Annotated in this window: 12 protein-coding genes; 4 read left to right on the top strand and 8 right to left on the bottom strand. The window is 63.0% G+C overall.

Annotation, left to right across the window (positions count from 1 at the left end; all coding sequences use genetic code 11):
• Positions 1-84 precede the first annotated feature (84 nt).
• Complete coding sequence (locus QP305_RS02690; RefSeq protein WP_284903837.1) at positions 85-1,761, top strand: DUF885 domain-containing protein; 1,677 nt, start codon at positions 85-87, stop codon at positions 1,759-1,761.
• Positions 1,762-1,772: 11 nt separating this feature from the next.
• The gene (locus QP305_RS02685; protein ID WP_284903836.1) at positions 1,773-3,068 is read left to right on the top strand and encodes a Maf family nucleotide pyrophosphatase; all 1,296 of its coding nucleotides are present in this window, start codon (positions 1,773-1,775) and stop codon (positions 3,066-3,068) included.
• On the opposite strand, the gene fdxA is transcribed toward QP305_RS02685, so the two are convergent.
• Genes fdxA through typA form a run of 4 tightly spaced genes read right to left on the bottom strand, consistent with a single transcriptional unit; the run spans position 3,065 to position 7,727 of the window.
• Complete coding sequence (gene fdxA / locus QP305_RS02680) at positions 3,065-3,394, bottom strand: ferredoxin (protein ID WP_026428348.1); 330 nt, start codon at positions 3,392-3,394, stop codon at positions 3,065-3,067. The two genes, QP305_RS02685 and fdxA, sit on opposite strands and share 4 nt — an antisense overlap.
• Positions 3,395-3,445: 51 nt before the next feature.
• On the bottom strand, positions 3,446-5,308 hold the full coding sequence (locus QP305_RS02675; RefSeq protein WP_284903833.1) for a VanW family protein: 1,863 nt from the start codon (positions 5,306-5,308) through the stop codon (positions 3,446-3,448).
• Positions 5,284-5,781, bottom strand: a complete 498-nt coding sequence (locus QP305_RS02670; protein ID WP_284903831.1) for a hypothetical protein — start codon at positions 5,779-5,781, stop codon at positions 5,284-5,286. The genes QP305_RS02675 and QP305_RS02670 overlap by 25 nt, the downstream gene beginning before the upstream one ends.
• 23 nt (positions 5,782-5,804) lie before the next feature.
• The gene (typA, locus tag QP305_RS02665) at positions 5,805-7,727 is read right to left on the bottom strand and encodes a translational GTPase TypA (protein WP_284903828.1); all 1,923 of its coding nucleotides are present in this window, start codon (positions 7,725-7,727) and stop codon (positions 5,805-5,807) included.
• A 171-nt stretch (positions 7,728-7,898) separates the two neighbouring features.
• Between typA and QP305_RS02660 the strand changes: the two genes are divergently transcribed.
• Together QP305_RS02660 and QP305_RS02655 are read left to right on the top strand one after the other, a co-directional pair.
• Positions 7,899-8,477, top strand: coding sequence for a PH domain-containing protein (locus QP305_RS02660; RefSeq protein WP_284903826.1), 579 nt, complete (start codon positions 7,899-7,901; stop codon positions 8,475-8,477).
• The gene (locus QP305_RS02655; RefSeq protein ID WP_284903824.1) at positions 8,474-9,175 is read left to right on the top strand and encodes a hypothetical protein; all 702 of its coding nucleotides are present in this window, start codon (positions 8,474-8,476) and stop codon (positions 9,173-9,175) included. Before QP305_RS02660 ends, QP305_RS02655 begins: the two co-directional genes overlap by 4 nt.
• A 19-nt stretch (positions 9,176-9,194) precedes the next feature.
• On the opposite strand, the gene QP305_RS02650 is transcribed toward QP305_RS02655, so the two are convergent.
• The 4 genes from QP305_RS02650 to QP305_RS02635 form a co-directional block, all read right to left on the bottom strand.
• Positions 9,195-11,012, bottom strand: coding sequence for an ABC transporter ATP-binding protein (locus QP305_RS02650; RefSeq protein WP_284903821.1), 1,818 nt, complete (start codon positions 11,010-11,012; stop codon positions 9,195-9,197).
• The gene (locus QP305_RS02645; protein WP_284901476.1) at positions 11,013-12,164 is read right to left on the bottom strand and encodes an ABC transporter permease; all 1,152 of its coding nucleotides are present in this window, start codon (positions 12,162-12,164) and stop codon (positions 11,013-11,015) included.
• A gap of 51 nt (positions 12,165-12,215) precedes the next feature.
• On the bottom strand, positions 12,216-13,742 hold the full coding sequence (locus tag QP305_RS02640; RefSeq protein ID WP_284903820.1) for an ABC transporter permease: 1,527 nt from the start codon (positions 13,740-13,742) through the stop codon (positions 12,216-12,218).
• Positions 13,743-13,949: 207 nt separating this feature from the next.
• On the bottom strand, positions 13,950-15,734 hold the full coding sequence (locus QP305_RS02635; RefSeq protein WP_284903819.1) for an ABC transporter substrate-binding protein: 1,785 nt from the start codon (positions 15,732-15,734) through the stop codon (positions 13,950-13,952).
• Positions 15,735-16,166: the final 432 nt, after the last annotated feature.

Here is a 16,166-nt window from a genome sequence, read left to right as displayed (position 1 = left end):
CGTCCTTGACACTAACGTCCATGTTTTCATCCGGGGATTTTGCTGGGAGTGGAGTGGCGGGTAGCCGCGGGCTATTCTGGAGCAGTGGAGAATAAACGAGAACACACAGATATTGATGCCCTCGCGGACCGCTATTTCCAGCGCGTCCTCGATACCTCACCCGAAACGGTGACGTTCACCGGCCTGCCCGGTGCCCCCGAAACCAAACTTGATGATTATTCCCCCGCCGGGATTGCCGCGCATATCGATAACGTGCGGGAGACCCTGGCGGCCCTCGATCACCTTGAGGAACGCGATGCCACGGATCGGGTGACCGCAGCCGGCCTGCGCGATCGCCTCGGCCTGGAAATTGAGCTGTATGAAGCCGGCGAAGAAGTCGGCAAGCTCAATGTTATTGAATCCCCACTCCAGGGGATTCGCGATGTTTTTGATGTGATGCCCCAGGACAGTGCTTCCGATTGGGAAACCATCGCGGCGCGCCTGAGCGATGTGCCGCGGGCCCTGGCCGGCTACCGGGAATCCCTGGCCCAGCGGGCCGCGTCCGGCCCCGTTTTCGCGGCTCGGCAGGTGGAGCGCTGCCTGGAGCAGGCCCTCGCTGCCGCCTCCGATTCGGGTAGTTTCGCCGGCCTGGCCCAGCGCGGTGCGGCCACCGCCCCGGAACTTACTGAGGCTTTGGAGAAGGGCGCAGCTCAGGCCCGCGCCGCTTACGGGGAGCTGGCGGAAACCCTGCGGGGTCTGCTCCCGGGAGCTACCGAAAATGATGCGGTGGGCCGGGATCGTTACGCGCTGCATTCGCGCGAATTCCTGGGCGCCGTCGTCGACCTGGATGAAACATACGAGTGGGGTATCCACGAACTGGAGCGAATCGACGCGGAACAGCAAGCCATCGCGCGCGAGCTGTACGGGGAGGGCGTGAGCGTGAATGAGGCCCTCACCCGCCTCGATGAGGAGGAACGCTACACCCTGCACGGCGTGGAGGAATTGCGTTCGTGGATGCAGCAGACCGCCGATGGTGCCATGGCCGCGGCCACGCAGTACTTCGACATTCCCGAAGCGATGCGCACCATCGAATGCATGATCGCGCCCTCGAATTCGGGCGGTATTTACTACACGGGGCCCTCCGATGATTTTTCGCGGCCGGGCCGCATGTGGTGGTCGGTTCCGGAAGGCGTGACCGAATTCCACACCTGGCAGGAAAAGACCACCGTCTACCACGAAGGGGTGCCGGGTCATCATCTTCAGTTGGGTCTGGCTGTTTATCTCAAGGATCAGCTCAATGCGTGGCGCCGCCAGGCATATTGGGTTTCTGGGCACGGGGAAGGCTGGGCGCTCTACGCCGAAGCTCTCATGGCCGAGCTCGGTTTCCACGAGGATCCGGGGGATCGCATGGGCGTGCTCGATTCCGAGCGGCTGCGCGCGGCCCGCATCGTGGTGGATATGGGCGTGCACCTGGGTAAGGATGCCGGGAAGGTGGCCGGCGGGCAGTTCGGCACCGGCGCCTGGGATCACGACGCCGCCTGGCGTTTCCTGCGCGCGAATGTGGCCATGGAACAGTCCTTCCTCTCCTACGAGCTGGATCGCTACCTCGGCTGGCCGGGGCAGGCCAGCGCCTACAAGGTAGGCGCGCGGATCTGGAAGGAACTGCGTGAGGAGGCTCGGGCCCGCGCGGGTGCCGGTTTTGACCTCAAGGCGTGGCATATGAAGGCCCTGCGCCTGGGCGGGGTGGGCCTGGACGTGCTGCGCAACGAGCTTTCGCGCTAGGCCGGTCTTTCATGCCGATGACTCATAACGGGGGCGGCGCGGCGCATACGCCCGCTGCTAGGAGCACGCCCGCGGGGCATATACCCGCAGGCCACGCGTCCGCCGGGCATACGCCCACAGCGCATATGCCCGCGCTGCCCTCCCTGACCTTGGCACTTGCCAGCCAGTCTCCCGCCCGCCTGGCCACCTTGCGGGCCGCGGGCGTGGAGCCGCTGGTGCAGGTCTCGCACGTGGATGAAGATGCACTGCTCGCCCGGGTGCACGGGGGGCCTTCCCAGGGGGTGCTCGCGCTGGCCGCGGCCAAAGCCCGCGATGTAGCCGCCACCCCCGGGCCGGCCCAGCGCGCCGATTTTGTGGTGGGCTGCGATTCCATGTTCGAGTTCGAGGGCGAGGTCTACGGGAAGCCGCATTCTCCGGAAGTGGCCCGCGAGCGCCTGGCCCGCATGTCCGGCAATTCCGGGATTCTCCACACCGGGCACTGCCTGGTTCACGTTCCTTCCGGGCGTTCCCTAGCCGGGATTTCCCGCGCGAAGGTCACCTTCGCGCACCTGAGCGAGGCGGAGATCGAGGCCTATATCGCCACCGGGGAGCCCCTGGAAGTAGCCGGTTCCTTCACCGCGGACGGCTTGGGCGGCCCCTTTATTGACCGCCTTGAAGGTGATTACCACGGGGTGGTGGGGATTTCCCTACCGCTGCTGCGCTCCCTGGTGGAGCACCTGGGCCTGTCCCTCACCCAATTCTGGGCGAAGCCGGCCCGCCCGGCCCTCGGGGTGCTCCCGGAGGCCGCGCAGCGTTTCTTAGCCGATAGCCACCACGGCACGGTTCATCACGGCGCGGACGGTTTCCTGCTGTGCGGTTGCGGGAAACGCCATTGGGGGATGAACGGGGCAGCCGGGATCGCGGCTTTCCGGAGCCACGCCGGGCATATCCAGATCCTGCTTCAACACCGCTCCCCCTGGAGTCACGGTGGTGCCACCTGGGCTTTCCCGGGTGGAGCACGTGAATGGGACGAGGAACCCTGGGAGGGTGCCCTGCGCGAATTCACCGAGGAAACCGCCCTGGCCCCCACGGATCTGCGCCGCGGCGGGGAGCTCACCACCGCGCATGTGGATTGGTCCTATACCAGTTTCGTGGCGCGCTGCCGCGATGGGCTCGAAGCGGTGGCCGACGGAGAGTCCATGGAGTTGCGCTGGGTGAACGTGGAGGATGTTACCTCCTACCCGCTGCTTCCTTCCTTCGCGACCACCTGGCCGCAGGTGCGCGAGTTGGCCCGCACCACCCTCGATTGGAGCGACGGCGCGCGCTAGGAATCCTCATTAACGTTCGCCGGCAGGCCGGCCACATAGGGGTGGTCGGTGCCGGTGGGCCCCAAGCTTTGTGCCCCGCCCGGGGAGCCCAATTCGGAGAAGAATTCCGCATTGACGGCGGTAAACACTGACCATTCTTCGGGAACATCATCTTCGTAATAGATAGCTTCCACCGGGCAGGCCGGTTCGCAAGCCCCGCAATCCACACATTCGTCCGGATTAATGTAGAGGGTACGGTCCCCTTCGTAAATGCAATCCACCGGGCATTCGTCCACGCACGCCCGATCTTTGGTATCGACGCACGGCAAGGTAATGACATAAGCCAACGGTGTCACCTCCTCCTCTACCGTAATCCGAGCTCACGCCCAGCACCAAATCTAGTGACCGGGCGCGGGGGCTGGAGCTGGTGCGGGAGCACCTTCGGGTTGCGGCGCGGGTGCGGGCGGAGTGGCCGGCTCCGGCTTCGGGCAGGTGCGGCCGTGATCGGGCTGGTAGGTCCAGTCATAGGACGAATCCTCAACGACCTTATCCCCCAATTTCACGGTTCGGGATACCGTCACGGTAAATCCGGGATCACCCAAGCCCTGGGGTTCACAATCCGGGCCCTTACCTTCCGTCATAACCGGCTGGCGGTAATTGCGCGGTTCCGAGGTCCAGGTTTCGACGTCGTAATACTTCGTCGACCACAGCTTCGTGACCACGTAGCCGCCCTCCAGGTAGGTGTCGATCACCGCGCCGTAGGGGGTGGTATTCTTCCATTTCACGTCAATGGAACCGGACCACAGCGTCGATTCGCGGCCCATGGGGTAGCGGGAAAAATGCTTGGTGTGGGGGCGGTGCTCCACATCCTCGTAACCGGCCAGGTAGCCAATATTGAACACATTTGTGGCCAGCTGGGAAAGCCCGCCACCCAGGGCCTCGTTATTAAATCCGTTCATGACCACCCCGGAGGACACGAAGCCTTCCGAATATTCGATGGGGCCCAGCGCTGCTTCCAGGGAGAACGTCTCATCGGGTTTGACCAGGGTATCGGTAATCTTCTGGGTTCCCACCCGCAGGTTGGTGGTGCGCACCGAGTCACTGGTGAGCGGGGTCGAAATCTCAGAAACCACTTCCTTCACCCCGAGCTTTTCCGCATCCGCAGTGCTGAAGGCCGCCGGAATCGGGGCGGGGCTCAGTTCCACGAGGCGCTCGGCGGCAGCGGTGCGCAGCGCGGCCACCTGCGCGCCGGAGGCGAGGGCGGCGTCGTCAATACCCACGCCATCCTGGGAGGGAATAATCGTGGGCGTGGTGTGGTCCACGATCTCAATGCGAGCATCCACACCCGGTTTGAGCAGGTCCGGGGCGGCGGCCCGCACCGCATCGCCCAGCACTTTACCGTCCAGCTTGAGCTGGAGCGCCGCGCCTTCCGGCACGAAAGACGCCGCCTGCGCCAGAGTTGCCGGGCTGAGGTTCACGGCCCGATCCCCCACCTTCGCGGTGAGATCACCGGAGACCAGCGGCCCGGCCAGCTCCGCGCGCGCCTTTTCGGCAGCTTCGGTACTAATAGCCGGTTCTGCTGGCACCGCTTCCAGTTCGATGCGTTCTTGGCCGCGCAATGGTTGCTCAATCAGAGCGGCGCGGGTGGCCTCCGGGTCGACGGCGCGCCCGGCTTGCGCCGGGCTGAGCTGCGCCGTAGTACCTTCCATCACGAGGGTAGCATTACGCGCCTCCACCCCGGTGCTGTTACGAATGGTATCCACCTGGGCGGATAATGCGGCGTCGTCCACGGTGACCTTCGGGGCCACCTCACCCTTGCCCGTGAGTTGGTGGAAAATCTCCACGGGGTTGAGGGTGAAACCGGTCAGGCTCTCCACCGTGGCCGCCGCGTCCACGCCCAGGGAGTAATCGCCCGGGTTCACGCTCACGCTGGTGCCCTCCACAACCACCTCGACCGGGCGAGCCACCCGCGCGGCAACCTCACCACCGAGGTGTTCGGTGGCGGTGGCGGTATTCATCCCGCCGATCTCAATGCCGGCCACCGTGGTACCCCGCGCCACGCGGTCGGCGCTGTACCAGGCATAACCCACGTAGGCGAGCAGCAAAATCGCAATAACCGCGGAAACAATCCAGGGCCAGCGCAGCTTACGGGTAGCTTCCACCTGCCGGAATTCCCCGGTGTCGAAAGGCGTGTCAGAACCCGCGGGGCGCACCGCGGTATCTTCGAGACCTACACTCAGCGGCGTGTGCTCAGGTCGCATGCGTCCTCCTGTGGTTGATCCTGGTTGGCCAGCGGGTGTGGGCCCGGAGGCGTGGAATGCCGGCGGCGCACCAGAGCGCCGATCAGCGGGAATGCCCCGGCGAGCGGAGCCAGAACAAGCCAGAGATTCGCGGCCACCCCGTGGAAGGCCACGATGTCACCGTAGCCGGGTGCGGCAAAAGCCCAGAAGGTGAGGGCCACTTCACCCAGCCAGAATCCAGCCCAGCACCACGATCCTAGCCAATCGCGGGCGAAAGATGCGCCACTGGCAATGAGTAGCGTGGCGAGGAGCGGACCGATCCACACAATATCGGTGGCCAGGCCGGGAATTCCCGCGAGCCCCGCGTGAGTGACCGCGGCCAGCGCCCCGGCGAAGGCCCCGAGCAGCAGGCCGGTGGCGAGCTTCGCGCACGTCCGCAGCGCGGTTCCAAACGCGGCCGAAGGCGCGCCTGAGCGCGGGGTGCGGTTCCTCATCTCACTCCTTGTCTGGGCGGGCGCTACTTCTTCGCGCGCTTCTTCCGCCCGGCGATCTTGCCCCGTTCCACCGCGCTGAGCACGACTTTGCGCACCCGCACGGATTCCGGGGTTACTTCCAGGCATTCGTCATCAGCAGCGAATTCCATAGCTTCTTCTAGGGTAAGCCGTCGGGGCGCTTGCAGGGTCTCAAACACGTCGGCGGTGGCCGAGCGCATATTTGTCATTTCCTTGGCGCGCACCACATTGACGTCCATATCCTCGTCGCGCGGGTTTTCGCCCACCACTTGGCCCTCGTACACTTCCTGGCCCGGGGTCACGAAGAACGTGCCGCGGTCTTCCAGGCGCTGGAGGGCGTAGGCGGTGACCTGCCCGGCCCGATCAGAGACCAGGGAGCCGGTGGCCCGCGAGGAAATCTCACCCATCCAGGGCGCGTAGCCTTCCGAGATGGAGGCGGCGATGCCGGTGCCGCGGGTCTGGGTGAGGAACGCGGAGCGGAAACCAATCATGCCGCGGGCCGGCACCACAAATTCCATGCGCACCCAGCCGGTGCCGTGATTCGCCATCGTTTCCATGAGTCCCTTGCGGGCCGCCATGAGCTGGGTAACCGCGCCGAGGTATTCTTCGGGCACGTCAATGGTGGTGCGCTGCATCGGCTCGCATACAGTCCCGTCAATGGTGCGGGTGACGACCTGGGGCTTGCCCACCGTCAGCTCGAAACCTTCGCGGCGCATCTGCTCCACCAGAATCGCCAGAGCCAATTCTCCGCGATCCTGCACTTCCCAGGCATCAGGGCGGCCGGTGGGGAGCACCCGGATGGACACATTACCCACGAGTTCCTGATCGAGGCGGTCCTTGACCTGCCGCGCGGTGAGCTTATGGCCCTTGCCTTCGGTCCCGGCCAACGGCGAAGTATTAATCCCGATGGTCATAGAAATAGCCGGGTCATCCACGTGGATGGGCGGCAGCGGGCGCGGATCGTCCGGATCCACCAGGGAATCACCAATCGTAATATCCGGAATACCCGCGATCGCCACAATATCGCCGGCCCGGGCAGAGGTGGCCGGCTTACGTTCCAGACCTTCGGTGAGAAGCAGTTCCGAGATATGGGCCGACGACGTCGTACCATCAGCGCGTACCCACGCAACCGTCGCGCCCTTCTTAATGGTGCCCGAATAAATCCGCAGCAGGGCGATACGGCCAAGGAAAGGCGAAGCATCCAGATTGGTGACCTGGGCGGCCAGCGGGGCGTCCGCCTCGAAATGCGGGGCGGGAATATAGTTCACAATCGCCTCAAACAGCGGCTCCAGATCGGCGCTTTCGGGCAGCTGGCCGTCCGCCGGGCGGGTCAGGCTCGCGCGCCCGGCCTTCGCGGAAGCGTAAATCACCGGGGTTTCCAGGAGGGAATCGAGCATATCCGGATCGGGATGATCCAGGTCGGAGGCGAGGGAAAGGAGGAGATCCTGGGTTTCGGATTCCACCTCGGCGATGCGCGCGTCCGGGCGATCCACCTTATTAATAACAATAATGACGGGCAACGAGGCTTCCAGGGCCTTGCGCAGCACGAAACGAGTTTGCGGAAGCGGGCCCTCGGAGGCGTCCACGAGCAAAATAACGCCGTCCACCATGGACAGCCCGCGTTCGACTTCCCCGCCGAAATCGGCGTGGCCGGGGGTATCGATCACGTTAATGGTGATGCCCTCAGGTGCGCCGGCTGCGGCCGCGGCCGGCCCGCGGTAATGGATCGCGGTGTTCTTCGCGAGGATGGTGATGCCTTTTTCGCGTTCCAGTTCTCCCGAATCCATGACGCGCTCCCCGGTTTTCTCCACGGTGGCGCGCTCTCCGAAAGCCCCGGCCTGCCACATGAGCGCGTCCACGAGAGTGGTTTTCCCGTGATCAACGTGCGCCACAATGGCAACGTTGCGAAGATCGTTGCGACTATCCATAACCTACTTCCCTGCCGACCCGCGCCGGCGTTGTGACATACGGGCTGCGCGAGCGCAAACCCCTGGCAATGTTACTCGCCTGGCCGCCGCCGTATACGCCACCATGTCAAGAATCACCACCGCCGGCTGCGGGAATCGGCAATCGGGGCGCGAACGTGGGAAAATATGCTTATGTCTGCACGTTATCGTCTTCGCGGCGCCTCGGCCGCCCCCGCCGCCGGGCTGTGCGGCGCTATCGGAATCATCGCGCTGGTCATGCAGGTGTGGCAGGGCGGATGGGGTTATTTGCCGCCCGCGGCTGTGTTCGCCGCCGGCATGTGCCTGGCCAGGTATGCGCTCTTCTATTTGCCCAGCGTGGACGTAGACGATTCCGGGGTGACGATACGCAATACCTTCCGCGACCTGCGGGTTCCGTTCCCTCGTTTGCGCGGGGTCGAATCCGGGTACGGTCTTGTTATCACGACGACGGACGGAGCAGCCATCCACGCCCGCGCCTTCGGCTCCGTCGGGCGCCCCACCCCGGATACCCGCCGCGCCGTCCCGGTCCACGATTCCGGGGATCATACGGTCACCACGGCAACGCTGCCGGTGCGGAAGTTCATTGAGTCGGTGGCCTCCCGTTATGTTCCCGCGGGTGCCCCGAGCGAGCATCCGCGGGTGGAGCGGCACTGGGCCTGGGATCGGCTCGCCTTCGCGGTGGCCGGGGTACTCGGGGTGCTCGGCGGTATTGCCTGGTCGGTGGCGCTGTGAGTGCGGAAGGTACGCACGCGGGCGCGGCCGGGCACGGGAACGAAACGGCCGGGCACGGCAGAGTGAAACGTCAAGCCGGCGAGGTGACCCTGCGTTCGCGCGGCCAGATCGTCAAAGGCGGCCTTCTCAGTGCCCTTGGCTTCGCACCCCTGATTCTCATCGCGGCCGGGGTTCCTATGCCGCTCTCCGCTCTTGCCGCCGCTTTCCTGGGGGCCGGGGTGGCCGGCGCCGCCTATTCTTTTTTCTTCCTCCCCGAACTGCGCTATAGCGCGGTGGGCCTAACGATTATTAACCCGCTGCGTACCATCTACCTGCCCTGGGGCACGGTGGCGCGTTTCACTACCCGTTTCTATCTCACCACGCACGCCCGGGGCGGGCAGCATTGGGATGCGGCGGCGTTCCCGGCTGGCGGCGCGCTGGCGGCCGGGCGTCGGCTTCTTCCCGCCCGACATCCGGCTGCGGCTCGCCACGCTGATCTTCCCGCGCTGCCCGGGCGTGGCGCTACTACCCGCACCCGCTGGGTCACCCTCGCCCGGGCCGCGCAGCAGCTGCGGGCCGCCCACTCACGTGCCCTTGAGACTGCGGACCACCCAAATAGCACAAACCGCCCGGTACGATCCGTGGATCGCAACCGAGCGGTTCTGTGTGTGGCGTGGGTGGCCTGCCTAGCCGCGGCCTGCGGCCTGGCATTCACCTGAGCGCCGGAGTAACTCTCGCCTAGTTGGCGGCGTCGTCGTTCTCATTCAAACGCAAACGCGAGACTTCACGGCCCTGCTTGCGCAGCAGCGCGTGGCGTTCTTCGCGGCGGCGGCGCTGCTCAATCGGTTCGGGAACCGGGGCGGCGGCCAGGAGGCGCTGAGTGTAGGCTTCCTGCGGGTTGTGGAGAACGTCCTCGCGCTGGCCCGCTTCCACGACCTTGCCGTTTTGCAACACCACCACGCGGTGCGAAAGCATATCGACCACCGCGAGATCGTGCGAAATGAAGAGGCAGGCGAAGCCCATGTCGTCCTGGAGTTCAGAGAGCATGGTGAGGACCTGGGCCTGGACGGACACGTCCAGCGCGGAGGTCGGTTCGTCCGCGATGAGGAGCTTGGGGCGCAGGGCCAGGGCGCGGGCGATGCACACGCGCTGGCGCTGCCCGCCGGAAAGCTCATGCGGGTAGCGGTTGAAGGAGGAACGCGGCAGGCGTACCGCATCGAGCAGGTCGTACACCCGCTGGCGGCGTTCCGCCTTCGTGCCGACCTTATGAACATCGAGCGGTTCCATAATGCAATCGCCCACCGGGAAACGCGGGTCGAGAGACGCGGCCGGATCCTGGAAGACCACACCCACGTGCTGGCGCAGTTCCTGAGCGTGCTTACGCGAAGCACCCACGAGGTCCTCGCCGAAGATCTTCACCTCACCGGAAGCCGCCGGGATGAGCCCGAGCACGCATTTACCGATGGTGGATTTACCCGAACCGGATTCACCCACGAGGCCCACGATCTCACGCTCGGCAACATCCAAGGACACATGGTCAACCGCGCGGAAGGGCTCCTTGCCGGGAATCTCGTATTCGATAACGAGGTCCTTAGCTTCTAGCACCTTCTTATTGAGGTCGATAGAAGCTTCCTTTTCCAGGGAGAAACCGAATTGCTCGCGGCCCTGGCCCAGATGCGGCACGGCTTCCAGCAGTCGGCGCGTATACGGGTGCTTGGGGTGGTTCAGAACCTGAACGACGTCGCCCGATTCCACAATCTCACCCTTGAACATCACATGGACCCGGTCGGCCATATCCGCAATAACACCCATGGAGTGGGTGATAAGCAGAATGCCGGTATTGAGCTGGTCCTTGAGGGAGCGCAGCAGGTCGAGGATATCGGCCTGGACAGTGACATCCAGGGCGGTGGTCGGTTCGTCCGCAATAATGACGGAGGGGTTGGCGATGAGCGCGATCGCGATGACCACGCGCTGGCGCTGCCCGCCGGAAAGCTGGTGCGGGTACTGGTTCATGCGCTCTTCGGCATCGGGCAACCCCACAGCCTTGAGCATGGCAACCGCGCGATTGCGGGCATCTTCCCCGAAGGCGAGCCCGTGGGTTTCCAGGCCTTCCGTCATCTGACGGCCAATGGTGAGCACCGGGTTGAGGGCGGTCATGGGTTCCTGGAACACCATGCCCACTTCGGCACCGCGCAGGGCGCGCATGCCCCGCGAGGTCATCCCGCGCACTTCCCGCCCGGCCACCTGCACGCTTCCGCTAATAACAGCATTGGAAGGGAGCAGGCCGAGGGCCGTGGTGGAGGTGACGGACTTGCCGGAACCGGATTCGCCTACCAGGCCCACCACTTCACCCGGGCGTACATCGATACTCACGCCGCGCACGGCGTGAACCGCACCGAATTCGGTGGCGAATTTGACGTCCAGTTCACCGAAGCCGAGCACCGGCTTATCGGTTTTCGGGTGCGGGGTGACGACGGGCTGGTCGGCCTTCAGCGTGGCCGTGGCCGAGGAGGCAGCTTTATCGTGCGTTGTTGCAGCGCGTTTTCCGAGACGCATTTATTCGCCCTTCCTTTCGGTGGCGTCGGATGCGGGAGCGGCGTGCTCGCCACCCGTCGCGGTGGTGGCCGCGGTGGTCACCGGCATGAGATCAGCTTCGACGTCGTTCTCAATATGTCCTTCCGCAAGGGCCTTCATCTTGCGGCGCGAGACCGCAGAACGCTGGCGCGGATCGAAGGCATCACGCAGGCCGTCACCGATGAAGTTAATGGACAGCGCGATGATGAGGATCAGACCGGCCGGGGCAAAGAAGAGCCAGGGGCGGGTCGAGAACGTGGTCTGGTAGGTAGAAATAAGCAGGCCGAGCGAAGTTGCCGGCGGGCGCACCCCGAAACCGAGGAAGGACAGCGACGTTTCCAGCAGAATGGCCGAAGAAATCGACAGGGTTGCCGAAACAATAATCGTGCCCAGGCAGTTCGGGAGGATGTGGCGGAAAATAATACGCCACGGGGAGGCTCCCAGCGCGCGGGCCGAGGCCACGAATTCGCGTTCCCGCAAGGAGAGCACTTCGCCGCGCACCAGGCGCGCCAGGCCCGTCCAGGAGAGCACACCCAGCATAACCGCGAGGAACAAAATGCCCTGGCTTCCCACCATCTTGCCGATAACCGCGGCGAGGATGAGCAGCGGGATCACGATGAAGAGGTCGGTAATGCGCATGAGGATCGCTTCGGTCCAGCCGCGGAAGTAACCGGCGGCCGCGCCGATAACCGTGCCGATAATGGTGGACACCAGCCCGACGACGAAGGCGATAATAATAGAAATCTGGGTGCCCTTCATGGTCAGGGCGAAGTAGTCCTTGCCGATATTGTCCTGCCCGAAGGGGTGTTCGCCCAGCGAGGTCCAGGTCAAGGTCGGTTTGCCGTTATTGACGACATCCAGAACATCCGTGTAATTGTGGCGCCACAAACCGGAGAAATGCCAGTGCAGCCCAAAGAAGCTCATATTCCAGCCAATGGACAGGAAGGCCACCAGCGTCACAAGAATAAGAACGACGGCGGATACCATCGCGGGCTTATGCCGCAGGAAGCGGCGCAGTACCAGGCGCCCCTGGGAATAGGAGGGGCTGGAGGAAGCGAGCTGAGCGTCGTCGACCTCAACAACGTGTTCCGGGTCGAGCGACGCGACGGTTGTTTTCGAGCGATTCTCACTCATCGGATTCTCCTCGGGCTTGGTGACGATTCATGGGGGTAGTCAGGCTCATGCTTACCGCCTAATCCGAGGATCGACGTAGGCGTACATGATGTCCGCGACCATATTCATGAGCACCGCGGCTCCGCCGGTGACCAAGAAGAAGGCCATAACGGGGGCCGGGTCTACCTGGGCCAGGCCCGTTCGGAAGAGTTCACCCATGCCCTTCCAGCCGAAGACCGTTTCGGTAATAACCGCACCGCCAATGAGGCCTGCGAAATCGAAAGCGATAATGGTGAGCAGCGGCAGCATGGCGTTACGGAACGCGTGCCGGGTGATAACCGTATGTTCGGGCAGGCCCTTGGCGCGCGCGGTACGGATGTAATCCTGACCGAGCACTTCCAGCATGGACGAGCGCGTATAGCGCGTATAGGACGCGATGGACATGAGCGTCAGCGAGATCGTCGGCAGTAGGAGGTGGGTGAAGGAATCCAGGAAGCTGAGCCAGAAAACGTGGCTGCCCTGGAAATTCGGGGTCATCGAACCGATGGTGGAAATCGGGCGGTTCTGGGTGAGCGGCAGGTAGGTGGACCAGTACCGGGCGGCAAAATCGAAGATAATCGCGATCCACACCGAGAACACGGCCCAAATCGAGGCCCAGGTGACCGAACGACGGGCGTAGCCACCGAAGAAGTAGGACACGCCCACGGAGGCGGCGATACCGAGAGCCAGGATCAGGAAGAGGAAGCCCCACGTGGGCTCCCAGAGCATATTCGAGCAGGCCGCCACGATGACGAACATAATCGCGGCATTGGCGCCCACCACAGCAAAGCCGCGCTTATTGGAGAAGCCGAGGAAGAGGCCGGTGAAGAGCACCGTGCCGGCTAGACCCATGAGGGCTTCGATCCACAGCCCGCCGGTGGGTTCCAGGAAGGCACGGGTTACGGAAATGTATTCCATGACGCCGAAGGCGATGGCGAAGCTGATGGCCGCGGCCATGGCGCGCCGCTTCGGGCCTCCGGCCACGAGGGCCTGCACAAAGAGTGCGAAGATACCGGCAAATATGACAATAGTAACCAGTGAGATTGTTGGATCTGCCAGCCAGTCATTAAAGCGAATAGCGCCGTATTCCTTCAGGAGCACCGCGAAGACGAAAGCGGGCAGTGAGTAGAAGGTGAAGGCGAGGAAGGTCACGACGTAATCGAAACCGGTGTAGCGGCGGATAGCACTCATCACACCGAAGAAGATTCCGAAGAAGATCGCGAGGAAGGTGGCCGCCAGCACGAGGCGCAAGGTGGCGGAAGCGGCCTGACCGAGCATGTCATTGACAGACTGTCCGGAACGATTGACGCCCAGGTCGCACTGGCCGATGAAGCATTTTGCGGCTCCGGTCAGCCAAGTCCAATAGCGCTCGTACCAGGGCAGGTCGAGGCCCATGAAGGAGGAGCGCTGCTGCATGAGGTTTTCGCGATTCGGGTTATTGGATTCGCGAAGGTCCTCGAGGGGGTCGCCCGAATTAATCGTAAGAACGAAGATAAGGAGCGACGCGGCCCAGAGGATAAGTACTGAGATGCCAATTCGTTTGGCGATGAATTTATACACCGCGAGACTTCTTTCCGTTCTGTGTGCCGATGGGCGCCGGTTCGGACAATTTTACTCGGTGACTATAGTACATAAGCATTTCCAGACGAAATGGGACGTGGGATGTGACACAGGAAGGGTGATAAAACTGCACGCCCGGAGGGGCCGCAAGCGCGGCCCCTCCGGTGCAGCTAGAAAATAACTATTACTTCCTATGCATAAGGCTAATTACTCAGCCTTGGCGGGTGCGGAGCCCCAGCTCCACTTTTCGGCATTCCAGGCGATACCGGACTGGGTGACGTTGCGCTCAACGTTCTCCATACCGGTGGTGTACGCCGCGATGCCCGGGTGGGTGAAGAGCGGGATACCGAAGAGGTCATTCCACAGTTCCTTCTCAATCACCTTCTTGGCTTCCTTCTGGACCTTCGGATCCAGGCTGGAGGAAACCTTGTCCCATTCGGTGTCAACAGTGGCGTTGGCGTAACCGGTCTGGTTCTGGCCACCGTTGGACTTGTAGATATTCGCGCCGGAAACGATCTGGCCGGAGCCGGACCAGGCGAAGAGCACCATATCGAAGTCGCCGCTCTCATAGCCGCCACCCGGGGCCATGAAGCCCTGGGCCCCGACGTCCTGGACGGTGATGCCGGCCTGGGCGCAGGAGGAGGTCACGAGGGCAACCTCATCGGAACGGCGCTGGTTGGGCTGGTTGTAACCAATGCGGACCACCGGGTTGGCGATACCGGATTCAGCAACCTTGGCCTTGGCCTTTTCGATGTCGACCTTGTCATATTCGCCGTTGTAGGAGGCGGCCACAACTTCCTTGTACTCGGGGTTATCCGGGAAGTATTCACGGGAGTTGAGGACTTCAGCGTTAGCGTTGAGCGGCTTGATAAGCGAATCAACGATCTGCTGGCGCGGGATGCAGTAGGCCATGGCCTGGCGCAGAGCGAGGCCGCCCTTGTCATTGGCGAAGATGGAGCCCGGCTTGAAGTTGAAGTCGAAGTGCTCCCAAATCATGGTGTTACCTTCGAGGACGGTCACGCCCTGGGTGCCGTTGAGGGCATCAAGGGTGTCCTTGGTGGCCTGCGGCTCAATGACGTTCACGTTCTGGTTGGCGAGGGCCTGAACCTGGCCTTCCGGCGGGATGAAGCGGATCACGAGCTCATCGAGGCCGGGCTTCTCACCCCACCAATCCGGGTTGGGAACCATGGTGATGTACTGACCGGCTTCCCAGCCACCTTCCTTGAGGGTGTAGGGGCCGAAGGACGGAGCATCTTCCGCGGAGGGCAGCTGGCCCGGGGTGGGCGAATTCCAGTTGTTCCAGAATTCAGCGGCCTTCTTAGCGGTCTCAAAGTCCTTGTTCTTCAGAGCTTCGAAAAGCTCCTTCTTGGACATGCCGATCTTCTTGGCTACCACGTGCGAGGGAAGCTGACCGGAAACAACGAGCTGCCAATCCGGGTTCGGTTCGGCGTAGGTGATGGTGAAGGAACGGTCGCCAGCATTGCACTGGGGGCCTTCCGGAACGCCGTCCGCATAGGTATCCGGGCTGGACACGTGGTTGAACAGCGGCTCATCGGAGCCGGCCGCAGCCTGGCCATCCATGATCCACTTCGGGTTCTGGGAAACCCAGTCCAGGTAGGCATCTTCACAGGTAATAAGTTCGCCACCCTGGTACTTGGCCTCATCGTTGTAGGTGTACTTCACGGTGAGGGGATTCTCGGAAACCAGTTCGTAGTCACCGAGAGCGGTGCCGTGCTTCCACTCGCCATTGGCGGAGTAGTAGCCGAAGCCGGGCATCATGCGGTCAACAACAAGGGAGTTGGCCGAGCTGTAGGTAGTGGGCGTCAAGCCGTTGTAGCCCAGGAATTCATCGGCACCGACGGTGACCGAAGCGGTCCGGTTGACATTTCCTTCGACCTGGGTGGGGCCACCCTTGCCGTTGGAGGAACAACCAGTCATGACCAGAGCAAGCGCGGCTGCTCCGGCCACCAAGGGATAAGCGGTCTTCTTCACGAAGGAACCTCCTCATTGACTGTTTCCGTACCGCGGGGGCAGTCCCCCGGTACGGAGTGATCATGTTCGCGCTGTGGGCGCGTGGAATATGCAAAAGCGGTGCCGGATTCTCAAGAATCCGGTGCGTTGACGATCTCCACAGGATGGAACACGCATTGGCATCCTGTGCGGATAGCCAGCGCCACCGCTCTAACCATGGAAAAAGCCTACACGAGTCTTGACGATTTCTTTACGTTTAGGCTCAGGCTTTTTTCATGTGCGAATGTTCACGCCCGCAAAAATTGGAGAAATCCGCAGCATAGAGCCATTTTTCGAAGTTGCGAGAGTCTGGACACTTTCAGGAAGGAGTCACGTCTCACGCCGTGGATATCTCATATGCTGAGATAGTTTTTCTCAAAATCATTCCAGAATCGAGATACGGGGCTGTTGCAG

Source organism: Actinotignum timonense, assembly GCF_030216305.1.
GTDB lineage: Bacteria > Actinomycetota > Actinomycetes > Actinomycetales > Actinomycetaceae > Actinotignum > Actinotignum timonense_A.
The sequence above is the reverse complement of the archived record's forward strand: the minus strand, read 5'-3'. Positions and strand labels throughout refer to the sequence as shown.